Annotated in this window: 15 protein-coding genes; 9 read left to right on the top strand and 6 right to left on the bottom strand. The window is 73.5% G+C overall.

Going from position 1 to position 16,124, the window contains the following annotated elements; all coding sequences use genetic code 11:
- Window positions 1-9 precede the first annotated feature (9 nt).
- Both BMW85_RS09925 and BMW85_RS09920 read left to right on the top strand, forming a co-directional pair.
- Window positions 10-1,206: a hypothetical protein gene (locus tag BMW85_RS09925; RefSeq protein ID WP_091079679.1), complete on the top strand. Its 1,197-nt coding sequence runs from the start codon at window positions 10-12 to the stop codon at window positions 1,204-1,206.
- A 191-nt stretch (window positions 1,207-1,397) separates the two neighbouring features.
- Complete coding sequence (locus BMW85_RS09920; protein ID WP_091079676.1) at window positions 1,398-2,381, top strand: MBL fold metallo-hydrolase; 984 nt, start codon at window positions 1,398-1,400, stop codon at window positions 2,379-2,381.
- On the opposite strand, the gene BMW85_RS09915 is transcribed toward BMW85_RS09920, so the two are convergent.
- Complete coding sequence (locus BMW85_RS09915; RefSeq protein ID WP_091079674.1) at window positions 2,378-2,917, bottom strand: TetR/AcrR family transcriptional regulator; 540 nt, start codon at window positions 2,915-2,917, stop codon at window positions 2,378-2,380. The genes BMW85_RS09920 and BMW85_RS09915 overlap by 4 nt on opposite strands.
- Window positions 2,918-2,922: 5 nt before the next feature.
- Entirely contained in the window at window positions 2,923-3,540 is a 618-nt protein-coding gene (locus BMW85_RS09910) for a LysE family translocator (protein ID WP_091079671.1), read from the bottom strand.
- Window positions 3,541-3,652: 112 nt separating this feature from the next.
- Here BMW85_RS09910 and BMW85_RS51865 point away from each other — a divergent pair, with 112 nt between their 5' ends.
- Complete coding sequence (locus BMW85_RS51865) at window positions 3,653-6,418, top strand: LuxR family transcriptional regulator (RefSeq protein ID WP_091079669.1); 2,766 nt, start codon at window positions 3,653-3,655, stop codon at window positions 6,416-6,418.
- 22 nt (window positions 6,419-6,440) lie between these two features.
- Here the strand turns inward: BMW85_RS51865 and BMW85_RS48255 are convergent, their stop codons facing one another.
- Complete coding sequence (locus BMW85_RS48255) at window positions 6,441-7,724, bottom strand: hypothetical protein (protein ID WP_143082187.1); 1,284 nt, start codon at window positions 7,722-7,724, stop codon at window positions 6,441-6,443.
- 215 nt (window positions 7,725-7,939) lie between these two features.
- Window positions 7,940-8,890, bottom strand: a complete 951-nt coding sequence (locus BMW85_RS09895) for an AraC family transcriptional regulator (protein WP_091079665.1) — start codon at window positions 8,888-8,890, stop codon at window positions 7,940-7,942.
- A 126-nt stretch (window positions 8,891-9,016) separates the two neighbouring features.
- Between BMW85_RS09895 and BMW85_RS09890 the strand changes: the two genes are divergently transcribed.
- From BMW85_RS09890 to BMW85_RS09865, 6 genes are all read left to right on the top strand, one after another.
- Complete coding sequence (locus tag BMW85_RS09890) at window positions 9,017-9,574, top strand: NADPH-dependent FMN reductase (protein ID WP_091079663.1); 558 nt, start codon at window positions 9,017-9,019, stop codon at window positions 9,572-9,574.
- 43 nt (window positions 9,575-9,617) lie between these two features.
- Window positions 9,618-10,412 (top strand): MerR family transcriptional regulator, encoded by a 795-nt coding sequence (locus BMW85_RS09885; protein WP_091079661.1) that lies wholly within the window; start codon window positions 9,618-9,620, stop codon window positions 10,410-10,412.
- 71 nt (window positions 10,413-10,483) lie between these two features.
- Window positions 10,484-10,987: a MarR family winged helix-turn-helix transcriptional regulator gene (locus tag BMW85_RS09880; protein ID WP_091079660.1), complete on the top strand. Its 504-nt coding sequence runs from the start codon at window positions 10,484-10,486 to the stop codon at window positions 10,985-10,987.
- Between the two features lie 102 nt (window positions 10,988-11,089).
- Window positions 11,090-11,989 carry an LLM class flavin-dependent oxidoreductase gene (locus BMW85_RS52305; protein WP_091079657.1) on the top strand — a complete coding sequence of 300 codons (900 nt, stop codon included), beginning with the start codon at window positions 11,090-11,092 and terminating at the stop codon, window positions 11,987-11,989.
- A gap of 3 nt (window positions 11,990-11,992) precedes the next feature.
- Window positions 11,993-13,345 carry an FAD-binding oxidoreductase gene (locus BMW85_RS52300; protein WP_091079655.1) on the top strand — a complete coding sequence of 451 codons (1,353 nt, stop codon included), beginning with the start codon at window positions 11,993-11,995 and terminating at the stop codon, window positions 13,343-13,345.
- Window positions 13,346-13,379: 34 nt separating this feature from the next.
- On the top strand, window positions 13,380-14,135 hold the full coding sequence (locus BMW85_RS09865) for a methyltransferase domain-containing protein (protein ID WP_091079653.1): 756 nt from the start codon (window positions 13,380-13,382) through the stop codon (window positions 14,133-14,135).
- On the opposite strand, the gene BMW85_RS09860 is transcribed toward BMW85_RS09865, so the two are convergent.
- The gene (locus BMW85_RS09860; protein ID WP_091079650.1) at window positions 14,132-15,100 is read right to left on the bottom strand and encodes a threo-3-hydroxy-L-aspartate ammonia-lyase; all 969 of its coding nucleotides are present in this window, start codon (window positions 15,098-15,100) and stop codon (window positions 14,132-14,134) included. The two genes, BMW85_RS09865 and BMW85_RS09860, sit on opposite strands and share 4 nt — an antisense overlap.
- A 42-nt stretch (window positions 15,101-15,142) precedes the next feature.
- Entirely contained in the window at window positions 15,143-16,051 is a 909-nt protein-coding gene (locus BMW85_RS09855; protein ID WP_091079649.1) for a hypothetical protein, read from the bottom strand.
- Window positions 16,052-16,124 lie beyond the last annotated feature (73 nt).

Raw genomic sequence — 16,124 nt, 5'->3', positions numbered from 1 at the left:
AGTTCGCTCGTGGACAGTTCGGTATACGTCTTCGCCGAGGATCTGCGCGGTGAGGGCGTCGAGCGGGTGCTCGACAGGATCAGCGGGTACGGCGTCGCCGGCGTCACCGTCGGCGTCGCGCACCACGCCGCCCGCGACGTCACCCCGCACGGGCTGTCCAGACTGACCGTCCGCCATGACGCGGCGCACTTCACCCCGCCGGCCGAGCTGTTCGACGGCCGGCGGCTGTGGCCGGTGCCCGGTCACGCCGCCGTGCTCGACGGCCTGCGCGAGGCGTGCGCGAAGCGGTCCATGAAGCTGCACGGCTGGACCGTCTTCCTGCGCAACGCGACGCTCGGCGCCGAGCATCCCGACGTCACCGTACGCGACTGCTTCGGCGACCGCGGCTCCCCTGCCGACCTGTGCCCCGCCCACCCCGACGTGCGCGAGTACGCCGTCGCGCTGGCCCGGGCCGTCGCGCGGCTCGGCGTCGAGAGCGTGCCGGCCGAGGCGCTGCACTTCCAGCCGCTCGCGGCCGAGCGGTCGTTCGTGCCGCTCGGGCCGATGGACGCCTACCTGTTCGGCCTCTGCTTCTGCGACTACTGCCTGCGCCGCGCCGCCGACCTGGGCGTGGACGCCGAGATGGCGCGCGAGGAGTGCGCGCGCATCGTGGGACGGGTGCTCGACGGCGACCCGCCCGCGCAGGGCGAGGTGACCCGGGCGGCGCTCACGGCGTATGCGGGGCCCGACGTCGTGGCCTACGCCCGCGCCCGTTCGGAGACCGTGACGACGCTGGTCTCCGAGGTGGCGTCGGCGGTCGCCGAGGAGGGCTCCAAGCTGGTGTTCATCGACTCCACGGGCGCCGTCAAGGGCTACGCCGACGGCCTGCCCACGCCCGGCCTGGCCGCGCACGACGCCTGGCAGCTCGGCGTCGACCTGGTGGCGCTGGGCGATCTGGTTCCGGCGTTCGGCGTGCTGGCCTACGCCCGCGACGCGGCGCGGGTGGCCGACGACGTGGGGGCCTACCTGCGGTCGGTCGGCAAGGACCGCGAGGTGCGGGCGGTGCTGCGGCCCGGCCATCCCGACAGCGACTCGCTCGACCGGCTCGTGGCCAAGGTCCGGGCGGCCAAGGCGGCGGGGGCGCTCGCGGTCGACTTCTACGCGTACGGGCTGGCCCCGCACCCGGTGCTCGACCGCATCCCGGCCGCGCTCGCCGAAGTCCTCTAGGCCGGGGGAAACCGGCCTGACGCACCGGACCGTGCGGCCCTGACCAGCTTCGATATTCGCTTCCTTATCGCTGGGCCTCCCATACCACTATTGGACGTCATTGATCAACTCTGGTCTGCTGGACGGGCATCGACGTCCATCGGGGCCGCTCGCATCGAGATCCGCAGCCCCTGAAAGCAGGTGTCCCACCCATGTCCTTCGGACAGTCCGTTCCGTCCCGCCGCGCGTTGCTGGCCGCGGGAGCCCTCCTGCCGCTGGCGGGCCGCCCGGCCGAGGCGTCGGCCGCCGCCGCCCCGGAGAGCGCGCAGCGCTACTACGACCGCGCGGCCAGGCTGGCCGGTGACGACCCGGTCCTGCGGGCCCTGGTCAAAGCGCTCGGGCCGGACCTGACGATGCCGGCCGCGAAACCCCTCGCGCCGATGCGGATCTTCGACGACGTCGCGGTGCTGGGCACCAGCTTCGTCCAGGCCACGGCGCTGCTCACCTCTCAGGGCGTCATCCTCATCGACGCGATGGGCTCGCCTGACGACGCCGAGAACATCATCATTCCGGGGCTGCGCGCGGTGGGTGCGGACCCCGCCCAGATCAAGTACGTGGTGGTCGCCCACGGCCACCACGATCATTTCGGCGGCGCGCAGCTCCTGGCGGACCGGTACGGCGCCCGCGTCCTGATGAGCCGGGCCGACTGGGACCTCGTCGCCGCCGAACGCCCCGCCAACGCGCCCAAGCGGGACCTGGTGATCGCCGACGGACAGAAGATCACCCTCGGGGACACCACGGTCACGTTCCACCACACTCCCGGGCACACGCCGGGCACCGTCTCGCCGATCTTCCCGGTGCGCTGGAAGGGGCGCCGGCACACCGCGATGTTGTGGGGCGGCACCAATCCGCCCGCCGCGATCGAGGGCAAGCGCGCGAACCTGTCCTCCGTCCTCGCCTTCGCCGCCACGATGCGACGGGCGGGGGTGGAGGTCGAGCTGAACAACCACGGCGGCGCCGACCACGGCCTCGCGCGCATCGAGGAGCTGCGCGCCGACCCCACGAGGACGGCGAACCCGTTCATCATCGGTCGTGCCAGGGCGCAGCGCTTCATGAAGGTCATGGAGGTCATGCTGCGCGGCCGCATCGCCCAGGACCAGGAGGCGGGCAGCGGCCAGGCGCGGCGTGGGAGCTAGACGCCGTCGAGCAGGGCCGAGACGGCCTTGGCGGCGAAGCCGTCCGGCGCCCGCAGCCCGCGCAGGACCACCCGCGACCACACCGCCCCCGCGAGCAGGTCGAGCACCAGCATCGGATCGGCCGAGGCGGACAGCTCGCCGCGCTGGGCGGCCCGCTCGAAGATCTCCCGCTCCTTCGCGAAGCGGTCGGCGAAGAAATTGCGGGTGTCCAGCTCCGGATGGCGGGCGGCGGCGGCGAGCGCGGCCACCGCGATGTCCGCGGACGGCGGCTCGGTGAGCAGCCGGATCATGCTCTCCACCAGCGCCACGAGGTCGCCGCGCAGGCTGCCCGTGTCGGGCGGCTCGAACCCCAGCACGTCGGCCTCCACCAGCGCCGCCCCGAGCAGCGCGGCCTTGGACGGCCACCACCGGTAGATCGTCGTCTTGTTGACGCCCGACCGTTCGGCGACGCCCTCGACGGTCAGCCCGTCGTAGCCCTTCTCGGCGACCAGCCGCAACGTCGCGTCGAAGATCTCCTGCTGCTTCCTCGGGGCCATGCGCCTCATTTTCTCCCGGCGAACGCCGTGGCCACGCCGAGGCCCAGGTAGACCACGCCGCTGAGGCGACGCATGACCCTCTCCCGGCCGCGCAGCCGGCCGCCGAGCGCGCCGGCGGTCCAGGCGTACACGAGGTCGGACAGCAGGCCGAGCAGCAGCAGCGTCAGGCCGAACAGCACTATCTGCAGCGCGGGCGAGCCCGCCTCGGGGCGTACGAACTGTGGCAGGAACGCCAGGAAGAACAGCGCCACCTTGGGGTTGAGCACGTTGACCAGCATCCCTTCCAGGAACACCCGGCGCAGCGGCTGCGGGGGCGGCGCGGCGCCCTCCTCCTGCCCGCCGCCGGTGAACGCGCGGAAGGCCAGGTAGCCGAGGTAGGCCACGCCCGCCCACTTCACGACCGCGAACAGCGCCGCCGACCGCGAGATCAGGTACGACAGCCCCGCCGCCGCGGCGGCGATGTGCACCAGCGTGCCGGTCTCCACGCCGAAGGCGCTGGCCAGCGCCGCCGGCCGGCCCTGGGCCAGGCCGCGGGCGGTGATGTAGAGATGGTTCGGGCCGGGGATCAGCACGAGGGCGAGCGAGGCCGTGACGAAGAAGGCGTACGTCGTGGGGGAGATCACGGCTCCGAAGCATAGGTCGGCTTTGGTCCGGGCGTCTGGGCCAATTGACCGCCGCTTTGCCGGACCAATGCCGGATCATTAAGGTGTCGGCCCGGCGTGGCATAGTTGTGGCGTGAACGGACTTCTCGTCGGGCGCTCGGTTGAGCTGGACAGACTCGTGCGGGTGCTGGAGTCCGCCACGGAAGGCACGGCCGGCGTCGCGCTCATCGGCGGCGACGCGGGCATCGGCAAGACGCGGCTGGTCGGCGAGCTGGTGTCGCGGGCCCGCGAGCGGGGCTTCCACGTCCTCGTCGGCCAGTGCGCCGAGCTGGGCGACGCGCTGCCCTACCTGCCGCTGGCCGACGCGCTGCGTGGCGCCGAGCCCGCGGTGCGGGAGTCCGCCGCCGCCCACCCCCTGCTGGGCCAGCTCCTGCCCGGCACCGAGAGCGCGCCCTCCAGCGGGCTCACCCAGCAGCGGCTGTTCGGCTCGCTGCTCGGGCTGCTGGCCGACGTGCAGCCGGTGCTGTTCGTGATCGAGGACCTGCACTGGGCCGACCGCTCCACCCGTGACCTGCTGGTCTTCCTCAGCCGCATGCTCCAGAGCGAGCAGGTCTGCGTCATGGGCACCTACCGCACCGACGACCTGCACCGCCGCCATCCGCTGCGGTCGGTGCTGGCCGAGCTCAAGCGGCTGCCCACGGTGACGGGCGTGGAGCTGGGCCCGCTCAGCACGGGCGATCTGTCGGACTATGTCGCCACGATGGGCCGGGTGGGCGCCCAGGAGCTGGGCGAGATCGTCGCACGGGCCGACGGCAACCCGTTCTACGCCGAGGAGCTGTTCGCGGCGCTGGCCGAGGGCGACAGCCTGCCCGACGGGCTGGCCAGCCTGCTGATGTCCCGCGTCGAGGTGCTGTCCGAGGCGAGCCAGCAGGTGCTGCGGGCCGCCGCCGTGGCCGGCCGCCGGGTGGAGGACGAGCTGCTGCGCGAGGTGTCCGGGCTGCCGCTGGCCGAGTTCGAGGAGGCGGTCAGGGAGATCGTCTCGCGCGGGCTGCTCCGGGTCGACGGCTTCGGCTACACCTTCCGCCACGCGCTGCTGCAGGAGGCCGTCTACACCGACCTGCTGCCCGGCGAGCGCACCCGGCTGCACGCCGCCTTCGCCCGCCTGCTCACCGCGCCCGCCGAGCTGGCCCACCACTACCTCGCCGGCCACGACCTCGCCGGGGCGCTCAAGGCGTCTGCCGAGGCGGGCCGGCTGGCCGAGCGGCTGGGCGCACCCGCCGAGGCCCACAGCCACTACGACCAGGCGCTCAGCCTGTGGGACCGGGTCGAGGACGCCGCCGAGCTGACCGGCGAGAGCCGCGCCGAGCTGGCCTTCCGCAGCGCGATCATGGCCGCCGACAGCGGCGACAACCACCGCGCCGTGGTCCAGCTCCGCGCGCTGCCGCCCACGTCCGAGGTGAGCGAGCGCCTGGCCTACTACCTGTGGGAGACCGACGACCCGGCGGGGGCCGTCGCCGCCGCCGAGCGCGCCGTCGAGAGCGCCGACAACGACGCCGACCTCGCCCGCGCCCTCGCCACCCACGCCCGCACCCTGTTCTGGAGCCCCCGGCTCAAGGAGGTCGAGACCCTCGCCGGCCGCGCGCTCGACACCGCCCGCGCCGCCGGGGCCGCCGACGCCGAGGTCGGAGCGCTGCTCACACTGGCCACCTACCGCGAATACCACGGCGACATCGCCCGCGCCCACGAGCTGATCGAGACCGCCTCCGCCCTCACCACCTGCGACCTGGCCATGGACCTGCGCGCCCGCTTCCACCACGCGCGCATCCACTACGAGCAGGGCCGGCTCGACCACGCCGCCGAGGTCGCCGACGACGGCATCAAGATGGCGCTCGACACCGGGCTCAAGTGGAGCACCTACGGCACCGACCTGCGCTTCCTGCGCTTCCTCATCCACTACGTCGCCGGCGAGTGGGACCAGGCGGAGGCGGTCGCGGCCACCTTCCCCGTACGGGTGGGCACCCAGCCGGAGGCCACGCTGTCGTCGTTCTCGCTCTTCGTCGAGGTCGGGCGGGGGCTGCCCGGCGTGGAGAGCCGGCTGAGCTGGCTGCGGCCCTTCTGGTCCGATGACCTGGTCGCCTACATGTCCCGGGGGCTTGCCGCCGAGCACGCCCTCTGGCAGGGCGACCCCGCGGGGGCCCTGGAGCACGTACGCGCGGCGATGGCGCCCCTCACCCCCGGCGAGGCCGGGGCGCTGCGGCTGTCCGCACTCGGGCTCGCCGCCATGACCGAGCTCGGCGACTTCGACCGGGCCGAGGCCGACGACCTGCTCGAACGGGCCCGCTTCACGGTCGAGCACGGCCCCGCGGGCCAGCCCGGGCATCTCGGGCCCGAAGGGCTGGCCTGGGGGCTGCGGGCCGAGGCCGAGTGGCAGCGCGCCCACGGGCGGCACGACGTCGAGCTGTGGCGCCGGGTCGTCGCGGCCTTCGACTTCGGCTTCGTGTACGAGGTGGCCCGCTCCCGCTGGCGGCTGGCCGAGGCCCTGCTCGCCCACGGCGAGCGCGAGGCGGCGCAGGCGGAGTGGGAGCTGGCGAGGGAGACGGCGGGCAAGCTGAGGGCGACGCCCCTGGAGAACGCGCTCACCGAGTTCGGCCGCCGGGCCCGCTTCGGCGGCGGGGCTCCAGGTGGTCCGGGTGGTCCGGGTGGTCCCGGCTCGCTCACCGCGCGCGAGCTGGAGGTGCTGCGCCTGGTCGCCGAGGGGCTGACCAACCGGGAGGTCGCCGAGCGGCTGTTCATCGCGCAGAAGACGGTGAGCGTGCACGTGTCGAACATCCTGGCCAAGCTGGAGGTCGCCACCCGTACCCAGGCCGCCGCAGCCGCCCGCCGGGCCGGGCTGCTGTAGCCCGGCGGACGTTCCCGGGCCGTCAGCTCGTCAGGGCCTCGCCGCGCAGGACGAAGTAGTTCGCGTGGTCGGTCTGCAGGTACGCCTGGAACTTCGACGCCTTCGCCTTGGCCGAGTTGTCCGCGGTGACGATGGTGACCAGCACGTACTTCAGGGCCGAGCCGGACAGGATCTTGCCGTACGCGTAGCTCTTGTGGGTCTTGTCCGTACGCCACTTCACCGCGTCGGAGGTGAGCTTCTGCAGGCGGTTGGAGGCGCTCTTGGCGTCGGCCGTGGACGGGAAGGCCATGATGAGCTGCACCGCCTTGAGGTGGCCGCCGTACGCGGTGTAGGCGAGCTGGACGGCGCTCTGGCAGTTGTACTTGGCCAGCACGCCCTCGCCGTCCACCGCGTCGCAATTGTCGTAGGTCCAGCCGGCGACCTTCTGGGCGGCGAACTTGAGGGTGCCGAGCTGGAAGTTCCAGTCCTTGAACTCGTCGTGGCGGAGCGGGGACTCGGCCGAGGAGGGCGGGGCGGCCGTGGCCGTGGGGCTGGGGTCCGGGTCGGACGTGGGGGAGTCCGACGGGGTCGCCGGCTGCTGGGTCTCCGAAGGGGCCGGGGTCGGGACGGTGGTGGTGAGGGCGGCCGTGGTGGCCGGGTCCGAGCGGTTGAGGTAGGCGATCACGCCGACGGTGCCGCCGCCGAGGAGCAGCACGCCCAGGACGATGCAGAGGGTGATGATCAGGCCGTTGTTGCGCCGCTTGGGCGGCGGGCCGGGATGCCCCTGCTGCCCGGGACCGTAACCCTGCCCGGGGCCGTAACCCTGCCCGGGGCCGTAGCTCTGTCCGGGGCCGTAACCCTGCCCGGGCGGGTAGCCCTGCCCCTGCGGAAAACCCTGTCCCTGCGGGTAGCCCTGCCCCGGAGGGAAACCCGGGCCGGGAGCTCCCTGTCCCTGCGGGTAACCCTGCGCGGGAGGGTAGCCGTGCCCCTGGGCCGCATCGGGTCCCGGCCCTTGGACGGGACCTCCCTGGCCCAGCGGGTAGCCCTGTCCGGGCGGGTAGCCCTGCGCCTGGGCCGGGTCGTGTCCCGGTCCTTGGGCCGGAGCTCCTTGTGCCTGCGGGTAGCCCGGTGTCGGAGCGGCATTGGGGGTGGGAGGGCCCTGGGCTGGAGGGAAGGCGGGGCCGGGTGGGTAGCCGTGGCCGGGGGCGTTCTGCGGGTGCGGTGGGAAGGGCGGGCCGGAGGGCGTGGGCTGGGCCGGTGGGGTGGCGTACGCCTGGGGGGCCGGCGGCCCGCCGTACTCCTGGCCGTACGCCTCGGCGGTGGGCACGTACCCCTGCTGGACCGGCCCCGGCGGCTGGGCGCCGTAGGGAGGCTGGGCGGGGCCGGGCTCCGGCTCTTGGCCCGGGCCAGACGGCGGGCCGTATCCCGGTTGGCCAGGTCCCTGTGCCTGCGGGCCCCACTGTCCTTGCTGGTGGGGCTGCGGAGGCTGAGGAGGGTATGCCATCCCTCCATTGTGGGGCAGTTCATCACCATTTGCCCCGGCTACAACTCCAAAGCTGCCTTGTTCTCCGCGCACGCCTGCCGCTGGTAGCGGCCGGGCGCGATCCCGAACTCCCGCTTGAAGGCGTTGTTGAACGCGAACTCCGACCCGTAGCCGACCCGCGCCGCGACCTCCGACACCGGCACGTGGTCCTGCCGCAGCAGCTGGGCCGCCACGCCCAGCCGCCACCACGTCAGGTACGCCAGCGGCGGCTGCCCCACCAGCTCCGTGAACCGCCGCGCGAACCCGGCCCGCGAGAGCCCCGCGCGGGCGGCCAGCTCGGCGACCGTCCAGCGGTGCGCGGGATCGTTGTGCACGGCGTCGAGCGCCCGGCTGATCGACGGGTCGGCCAGCGCCAGCGCCCACCCCTTGTGATCGCACACGCCGGGCGACGTCTCGAACCAGGCGCGCAGGATGTAGAGCTGGAGCATGTCGAGCAGGGACGTGACCACGGTGTCGCCCCCCGGCCGGGGCATGGCGATCTCGTTGCCGAGCAGCTCGACGGTCGCCCTGAGCTCGGGGTGGCGGCCGAGCGTCGTCGGCAGGTGGATCACCTCGGGCAGCGCGCCGAAGATCGGGTGGGTGCGGGCCGGGATCGTGCGGTAGGAGCCGTAGACGGTGACGGTCTCGGCGCCGGCGCCCCCGCACGCCGTCAGCGAGGACAGCGCGCCGCCCTCGCACGGCTCGCCGGCCGGCTCGGTGAGCGGCGTGTCGAGGCTGTCGGCGAGCCCGTAGCCGTGGCCGTGCGGCAGGAACACCACGTCGCCGACGCTCAGCGCCATCGGCTCGCCGCTCGGCGGGAGGAGCCAGCACGACCCGCGCAGAACCACCTGGAACGCCGCGGATCCGGGCTGTGGCGGGATCGCCACTCCCCACGGGGCCCGCCATGTGACGCGGGCCGAGACCGGCCGCCCGATCCGCATGAGTGCGACGACATCACTCAGCATGTCCATGCACCAAGTCTAAGCCCATAGACGATGACGCAAAAAGTAGAGCTCTTCAAGCATTCATCCGCTCAGCGATCCCGCCTACGGTGGTTTCCGCACCCCCTATGACCACTGAAGGAAAGGCGCTTTGTCATGATCAGGGTAGGCATCATCCTCGGCAGCACCCGTCCCGGCCGCAACGGCGAGGCGGTGGCCCGCTGGGTGCACGATCTGGCCGTCAAGCGCGGCGACGCCGCGTACGAGGTGGTCGACCTGGCCGACTTCGAGCTGCCCCACCTGGACGAGCCGCAGGCGGCGGCCACGGGCGACTACCGGCACGAGCACACCCGGCGGTGGGCGGACAAGATCGCGTCCTTCGACGCGTTCGTCTTCGTGACGCCGGAGTACAACCACTCCTTCCCCGGCGTGCTCAAGACCGCCGTGGACTTCCTGTACGCCGAGTGGGGCAACAAGGCCGCCGGCTTCGTCGGCTACGGCGTGGACGGCGGGGTGCGCGCGGTGGAGCATCTGCGGCACGTCCTCGCCATGCTCGGCGTCGCCACCGTGCCGGCGCAGGTCACGTTGTCGTACTGGACCGACTTCGAGAACGGCGTCGACTTCAGCCCGGCCGCCCTGCACGAGGAGCGCCTCGGCATGGTCCTCGACCAGGTCCTCGCCTGGGGCGGCGCCCTCCTGCCGCTGCGCGCCTGAGCGCGCGTCCGGCCCTCTCGGGGGGAGGGGCCATGCTTGAGTCGTGGACGGAGATCTCCTGCCGATCGGGCAGTTCGCCAGGCTCAGCCGGTTGAGCGTCAAGCAGTTGCGGCACTACGACGAGCTGGGGCTGCTGCCCCCGGCGTACGTGGACGCCGGCTCCGGCTACCGCTACTACCGGCGGGCGCAGGCCAGGCAGGCGCTGTCCATCGGGCTGCTGCGTTCGCTGGACGTGCCGCTGCCGGTCATCGCCGAGGTGCTGGCGGGCGCGGCCGACGCCCTGGGCGGCGTGCGCGAGACGCTGGAGGCCGAGCTGGCCCGGCGGCGGCGGACGCTGGCGACGCTGGAGCGGGTGATGGCCGACGGGCTGCCCGCCACGCCGGTGCGGGTCGTCACCGAGCCGGACCGTACGGTGGCGGTGGAGCGCGAGAGCGCGGCCGGGCCCGCCGACGTGGGCCGCGCCACCTCGGCCGCGATCGCCCGCCTCCTGCGGGCGCTGCCCCGAACCGGCCCGCCGCGGCTCGTCGGGCTGTTCCCGGTCGAGCTGGACGACGCCTTCGAGGTACGGGCCGGGCTCGTCGTCGATCGTGACGACCCCGCCCGGCCGTGGGAGGGGGCGGGCGTCGGCCTGGAGGCGCTGCCCGGGGGCACGTTCGCGTGCGCGACCCATGTGGGGCCGTACGACCAGATCATGCTCACCACGCACGCCGTGCTGGCGTGGTGCGCCGAGCGCGGGCATCCGCTGCGCGGGCCGGTCCGCGAGGTGTACGTCTCCGACCCGGCGACCACCGAGCCCGACCGGCTCGTCACCCACCTCATGCTCCCTCTGGACGCGTGACGCGTGGTGCGGCAGATGGTCGGCCGGGCGGATCGGTGGTCGTGCCACGTGTCGTGGGTATATTGCGAAGTATGACCGTCGAGGAGGAGAAGGCAGACGAGCGCGACTTCGGCTGGTCCCTCGGCGTGCTGCTGCGCGCCCTGCACGGCTCGATGGGCCGGGTGCTGAAGGACTTTCCGCACGGTCCGCGCGGCTACCAGACGCTGTCCACCGTCGTCCACGGCGACCAGCCGAGCCAGCTCGCCCTGGCCGCCCACCTGGGCATCGACAGGACGGTAATGACGTACCTCATCGACGACCTGGTCGAGGCGGGGCTCGTGGAGCGGCGGCCCAACCCCGCCGACCGGCGGCAGCGCAAGATCGTGCCCACGGAGCGGGGCATCACGGTGCTGGGCGACCTGGAGCGGCGGGTGCGCGCCATCGAGGACCACGTGCTGCGGTCGCTCTCGCCGGAGGAGCGGGAGTCGTTCAGGGGGATGTTGCGGCGGGTGGCGTGCGGCGTGGCCGACGTGGACGCGGGCACCGACCCCTGCGACGTCGTGGACGAGCTGCTGGGCGGCGAGCGCCGCCGCTGACGTGACCCTTTCCCGGGGGAATACTGCGCGGAGATCTGCGGTTTGACAACACATCTCCACCACATACGGTTTGTGGAGCAGCACATCTCCCGAGGGGATCACATGCCTGACTACGGCCACGACCTGACGTTCGGGTCGTTCATCACGCCCGCCAACGCCGCGCCGGAGCAGGTCCTCGACCTGGCGCGGGAGTCCGAGGACGCGGGGCTGGACCTCGTGACGTTCCAGGACCACCCCTACCAGCCGGGCTTCCTCGACACCTGGACGCTGCTCACCTACGTCGCCGCGCGCACCCAGCGGGTGCACGTCTCGGCCAACGTCACGAACCTGCCGCTGCGCCCGCCGGCCGTGCTCGCCCGCGCGGCGGCGAGCCTCGACCTGCTCAGCGGGGGCCGGTTCGAGCTGGGGCTGGGCGCGGGGGCGTTCTGGGACGCGGTCGAGGCCATGGGCGGGCGGCGGCTCACCCCGGCCCAGGCCGTGGACGCGCTCGACGAGGCGATCGACGTCATCCGCGGCTTCTGGGACGCGGGCAACACCGGACGGTTCCGCGTGGACGGCACTTATTACCAGGTCAACGGGGCCAAGCGGGGGCCGGCTCCGGCGCACGACATCGGCATCTGGCTGGGGGCGTACAAACCGCGCATGCTCCGCCTCGTCGGGACGAAGGCTGACGGATGGCTGCCGTCGCTGTCCTACCTGCAGAGCCTCGACCAGCTCGACGAGGGCAACGCGATCATCGACGAGGCGGCGCTGGCCGCCGGGCGGGAGCCCGGCGCGGTGCGCCGCCTGCTCAACATCGGCGGCCGGTTCGGCCCGCCCGGTGACCGGCTGCTGTCGGGGCCGCCACGGCAGTGGGCCGAGCAGCTCGCCGCCATCTCCCTGCGGTACGGGATCGGCACCTACATCGTGATGGCCGACGACCCGGTGACGTTGCGGACGTTCGGCCAGGAGGTCGCGCCCGAGACGCGCCGGCTCGTGGCCGCCGAGCGCGCGGGCAGGTGAGCGATGGACTCCGCCAGGATCGCCCGCCCCGACGCCCGGTCCCGCCGCCACCCCGGCATCGCCTACGACGCCGTCCCCGCCCACCTCGAACGGGTCGAGCCGGGTGACGCGGGATACGCCCACGTCCGCTCCACCTACCTGCGCGGCGGCTCGCCCGGCCTGGTCCTGCGCCCCGGCACGCCCGCCGAGGTCGCCGACGCGCTGGCCTTCGCCCGTACGCAGCCGGTGAAGCTGGCCGTCCGCAGCGGCGGCCACGGCATCAGCGGCCGCTCGACCAACCACGGCGGCATCGTGCTCGACGTCTCCCGCCTGAACACGATCGAGGTGCTGGACAAGGCCACCCGCCGGGTCCGCCTCGGCCCGGGCGCGCGGTGGAGCGACGTGGCGGCGGCGCTGGCCCCGTACGGCTGGGGGCTCACCTCCGGCGACCACGGCGGGGTCGGCGTCGGCGGCCTGGCGACCGCGGGCGGCATCGGCTGGCTGGCCCGCGAGCACGGCCTGACCATCGACCACCTGCGGGCCGTCGAGCTGGTGCTCGCGGACGGCAGCCTGGTCAGGGCCGACGACACCGAGAACGCCGAGCTGTTCTGGGGCGTGCGCGGTGCCGGGGCGAACTTCGGCATCGTGACGAGCTTCGAGTTCGAGGTGGACGAGGTGGGCGACGTCGGTTTCGCGCAGTTAATCCTGGACGCCGCGGACCCGGCGGCGCTGCTGCGCGACTGGGGAGCGGCGGTCGAGGCCGCGCCGAGAGACCTCACCAGCTCGCTCATCCTCGGCCGCCCACAGCCGGGACGGCCGTCGATCGCCCAGGTCATGGCCGTGGTGGACGCCGACGACGCGGACACGGTGCTGGCCCGCCTGCGCCCGCTCGCCGCCGTCGCGCCGCTGCTCGACCACAACATCCAGATCCTCCCGTACGCGGCCCTCATGAACGTGCCGGCGGGGCCGCACCACGGCCAGGGCGAGCCGGTCAGCCGCTCCGCGCTCGCCGACCACCTCACCCCCGAGCTGGCCGAGGCCGCCGCCCGCCTGGTCGCGAGCGGGGAGACGTACTTCTTCCACATCCGGGCGGCCGGCGGCGCGGTCGCCGACGTGCCGGCGGACGCCACCGCGTACGCGGGCCGCTCGGCGAACTTCTCCCTCGCCGCCTTCGGCTCCAGCCGGGCCGGCCTGGACCCTCTCTGGGACGCGATGCGCCCCCACTTCTCCGGCCTCTATCTCAACTTCGAGACCGACACCCGTCCGGAACGCCTCCACGACGCCTTCCCCGAGCCCACCCTGAGCCGCCTGCGGGAGCTCAAGCGCCGCTACGACCCAGGCAACGTTTTCCGCGACAACTTCGCGATCACGCCTTGACCTCAGGTCGACCTGAGGTCGCAGGCTGGTCGGCATGTCGGAGAAGAAGGAAAAGGTGGAGGCGCTCGTCCGGCGCCTCGACGCGGTGGACGGCCGGCCCGGGGCCGCCGCGCTGCGCGCCCGGTCGTACGAGCTGCTGGAGCTGCCGGCCGGGGCGGGCGTCGTGGATGTCGGCTGCGGAGCGGGGCGCGCGGTGGCGGAGCTGGCCGGGCGCGGGGCGCGGCCGGTCGGCGTGGACGTCAGCGCGGAGACGCTCGCGGTGGCCCGCCACCGGTGGCCGGAGGGCGACTTCCGGCTCGGCGACGCCTGCGCGCTGCCGCTGGAGGACGGCTCGGTGGCGGGCTACCGCGCCGACAAGGTCTTCCACGAGCTGGCCGAGCCGGCGCGGGCGCTGGCGGAGGCGCGGCGGGTGCTCGCGCCGGGCGGCCGGATCGTGCTGGCCGGCCAGGACTGGGACACCTTCGTCATCGACTCCGACGACCCGGCGCTCACCCGGCGGCTCGTGCACGCCCGCGCCGACCTGGTGACCGCGCCCCGGGCCGCCCGGCGGCAGCGCAACCTGCTGCTCGACGCCGGGTTCGAGGACGTGCACGCGGAGGTGCGCACGGAGGTGTTCACGGACGCGGCGATGCTGCCGGTGCTGGCCGGGCTCGCCGCGGCGGCCCGCGCGGCCGGGGCGATCGACGCCGATCAGGAGGCGGCGTGGGTGGCCGAGCAGCGCCGGCGCGCGGAGACGGACCGGCTGTTCCTGGCCCTGCCGTTCTTCCTCGCCTCGGGGGTGAGCCGCTAGTAGGAGACCAGCTCCGCGAAGCGCCGGACGTCCACGTTGCCGCCGGAGAGGATCACGCCGACGCGCCGCGGCGGCTCACCCAGCCGCCCGGCCAGCAGCGCGGCGAGCGGCGTGGCGCCGCTCGGCTCGACGACCGTCTTCATCCGCTCGAACGCCGTCCGCATCGCCTGCCGGATCTCGTCGTCGGAGACCAGGACGACCTCGTCCACCAGGCGCCTGTTGATCGAGAACGTCAGCTCGCCCGGGATCTCGGCCGCCATCCCGTCGGCGATCGTGCGCGGGATCGGGATCGACACGCGCTCGCCGGCGGCCAGCGAGCGCTTGGTGTCGTCGCCCGCCTCGGGCTCCACGCCGATCACCCGGATCCCCGGCAGCAGCCCCTTGGCCGCCGTCGCGCTGCCCGCGATCAGGCCGCCGCCGCCGATGGGGACGACCAGCGCGTCCAGCTCGCCGGCCTCCTCGATCAGCTCCAGCGTCGCGGTGCCCTGACCGGCGATGACGTGCGGGTGCTCGTACGGGGGGATGAGCGTCAGCCCGCGCTCGGCGGCCAGCGCCTCCCCGATCGCCACCCGGTCGCCGGTGTAGCGGTCGTAGGTGACGATCTCGGCGCCGTAGCCGGCGGTGGCCTCGCGCTTGAGCAGCGGGGTGTCCTCCGGCATGACGATCACCGCGCTGCTGCCCAGCTCGCGCGCGGCCAGGGCGACGGCCTGGGCGTGGTTGCCCGAGGAGTAGGTGGCGATGCCCCGCGCGAGCTGCTCCGGCGTCAGCCGCGAGATCGCGTTGTAGGCGCCGCGGAACTTGAACGCCCCCACCCGTTGCAGGTTCTCGCACTTGACGAAGACCTCGGCCCCGGCCAGCGCGTCGAGCGTGCGGGAGCGCAGCACGGGCGTGCGGTGCGCGACCCCTTTGAGGCGGGCCGCGGCGTCGTGGACGTCGTCCAGGGTGACCGGGAGTGCGTCGGGCATGGTTGCTGCTCCTCGAGGCGGGGATCCCACGATAGCGGGAGGTCAGCCGGTGGTGTCCTCGGCGAGGGTGCCGCAGCGGAAGCCTGGCTCGCGGTCCGGGTCGAGCTGCAGGTTGCCGAGGTTCGTGGTCGACATGGAGCGGCGGAAGGTCTCCTGCTTGTCGCAGTCGTAGAAGACGTAGGTGTTCTCCTTCTCGCCGAGCAGCATCATCCAGCGGCCGTCGTAGAGCGGCTTGTCGGTGGCGGCGTCACGCAGCACCGCCCACTGGTCCTGGAAGCCGACGTAGCCGAGCAGGTCGTTGGCCTGGCCGGTCTCCTGCACCTCGACCGCGCCCTTGACCAGGCTGAGGATCAGCACGAAGCCCAGCCCGAGCCCGGTCAGCGCGGCCACCAGCACCGTCATGCCCGCGCGGCCCACCCGCCTGCGGCGCAGCAGCCGGAACGGGATCAGGAAGGCGAGCACGCCGAGCCCCACCGCGACGGCGACCATGATGCCCAGGGTCAGGTCGGCGACCAGGTTGAACAGCCCCCAGTACGTCGCCCCCGACCAAAGCGCGGCCAGCGCGGCGACGATCCACGGGCGCTCGCGCAGCCGCCTGAGCAGCCGACCGGCCGCGCCCCGCGTGATCCTGTCGATGAGCCAGCCGAGGCCGACCAGGACGCCGATGGCCGGGATGAGCGCCAGCAGGAGCAGGATGAGCGTGCCCATGAGCCGGCCCAGCAGGACGGACTGGTCGATGCCGGCCTGCTGCGGGTTGACGCCGAAGACCCAGTAGACCTGCTCGACGCCGAGGTAGAGCACGGCGTACAGCGCGACGCCGACCGGCACCACCACGGCGCCGATGCGCTCCAGGACGGTGAGGACACCGCCGCCGTCCTCCTGCTCCGGCGCGGTGTCGGGCGGAGGCTGCTCCGCGGGCGCGTCGAGAAGGCTCGGGGAGGAGGAATGCATGGGGGTGTCCCTTTCGCGAATCGTGCGGACGTCCGTGACGCCGCGCCGATGCTACAGCCGACAAGTTCCGAAA

It is taken from the genome of Nonomuraea wenchangensis (genome assembly GCF_900111685.1).
GTDB lineage: Bacteria > Actinomycetota > Actinomycetes > Streptosporangiales > Streptosporangiaceae > Nonomuraea > Nonomuraea wenchangensis.
The sequence above is the reverse complement of the archived record's forward strand: the minus strand, read 5'-3'. Positions and strand labels throughout refer to the sequence as shown.

Coding starts and splice junctions, on each gene's coding strand:
- BMW85_RS09920 (WP_091079676.1), top strand. CDS start 1,398: ATGTCCTTCGGACAGTCCGTTCCGTCCCGCCGCGCGTTGCTGGCCGCG.
- BMW85_RS09915 (WP_091079674.1), bottom strand. CDS start 2,917: ATGGCCCCGAGGAAGCAGCAGGAGATCTTCGACGCGACGTTGCGGCTG.
- BMW85_RS09895 (WP_091079665.1), bottom strand. CDS start 8,890: ATGGACATGCTGAGTGATGTCGTCGCACTCATGCGGATCGGGCGGCCG.
- BMW85_RS09890 (WP_091079663.1), top strand. CDS start 9,017: ATGATCAGGGTAGGCATCATCCTCGGCAGCACCCGTCCCGGCCGCAAC.
- BMW85_RS09880 (WP_091079660.1), top strand. CDS start 10,484: ATGACCGTCGAGGAGGAGAAGGCAGACGAGCGCGACTTCGGCTGGTCC.
- BMW85_RS52305 (WP_091079657.1), top strand. CDS start 11,090: ATGCCTGACTACGGCCACGACCTGACGTTCGGGTCGTTCATCACGCCC.
- BMW85_RS52300 (WP_091079655.1), top strand. CDS start 11,993: ATGGACTCCGCCAGGATCGCCCGCCCCGACGCCCGGTCCCGCCGCCAC.
- BMW85_RS09865 (WP_091079653.1), top strand. CDS start 13,380: ATGTCGGAGAAGAAGGAAAAGGTGGAGGCGCTCGTCCGGCGCCTCGAC.
- BMW85_RS09860 (WP_091079650.1), bottom strand. CDS start 15,100: ATGCCCGACGCACTCCCGGTCACCCTGGACGACGTCCACGACGCCGCG.
- BMW85_RS09855 (WP_091079649.1), bottom strand. CDS start 16,051: ATGCATTCCTCCTCCCCGAGCCTTCTCGACGCGCCCGCGGAGCAGCCT.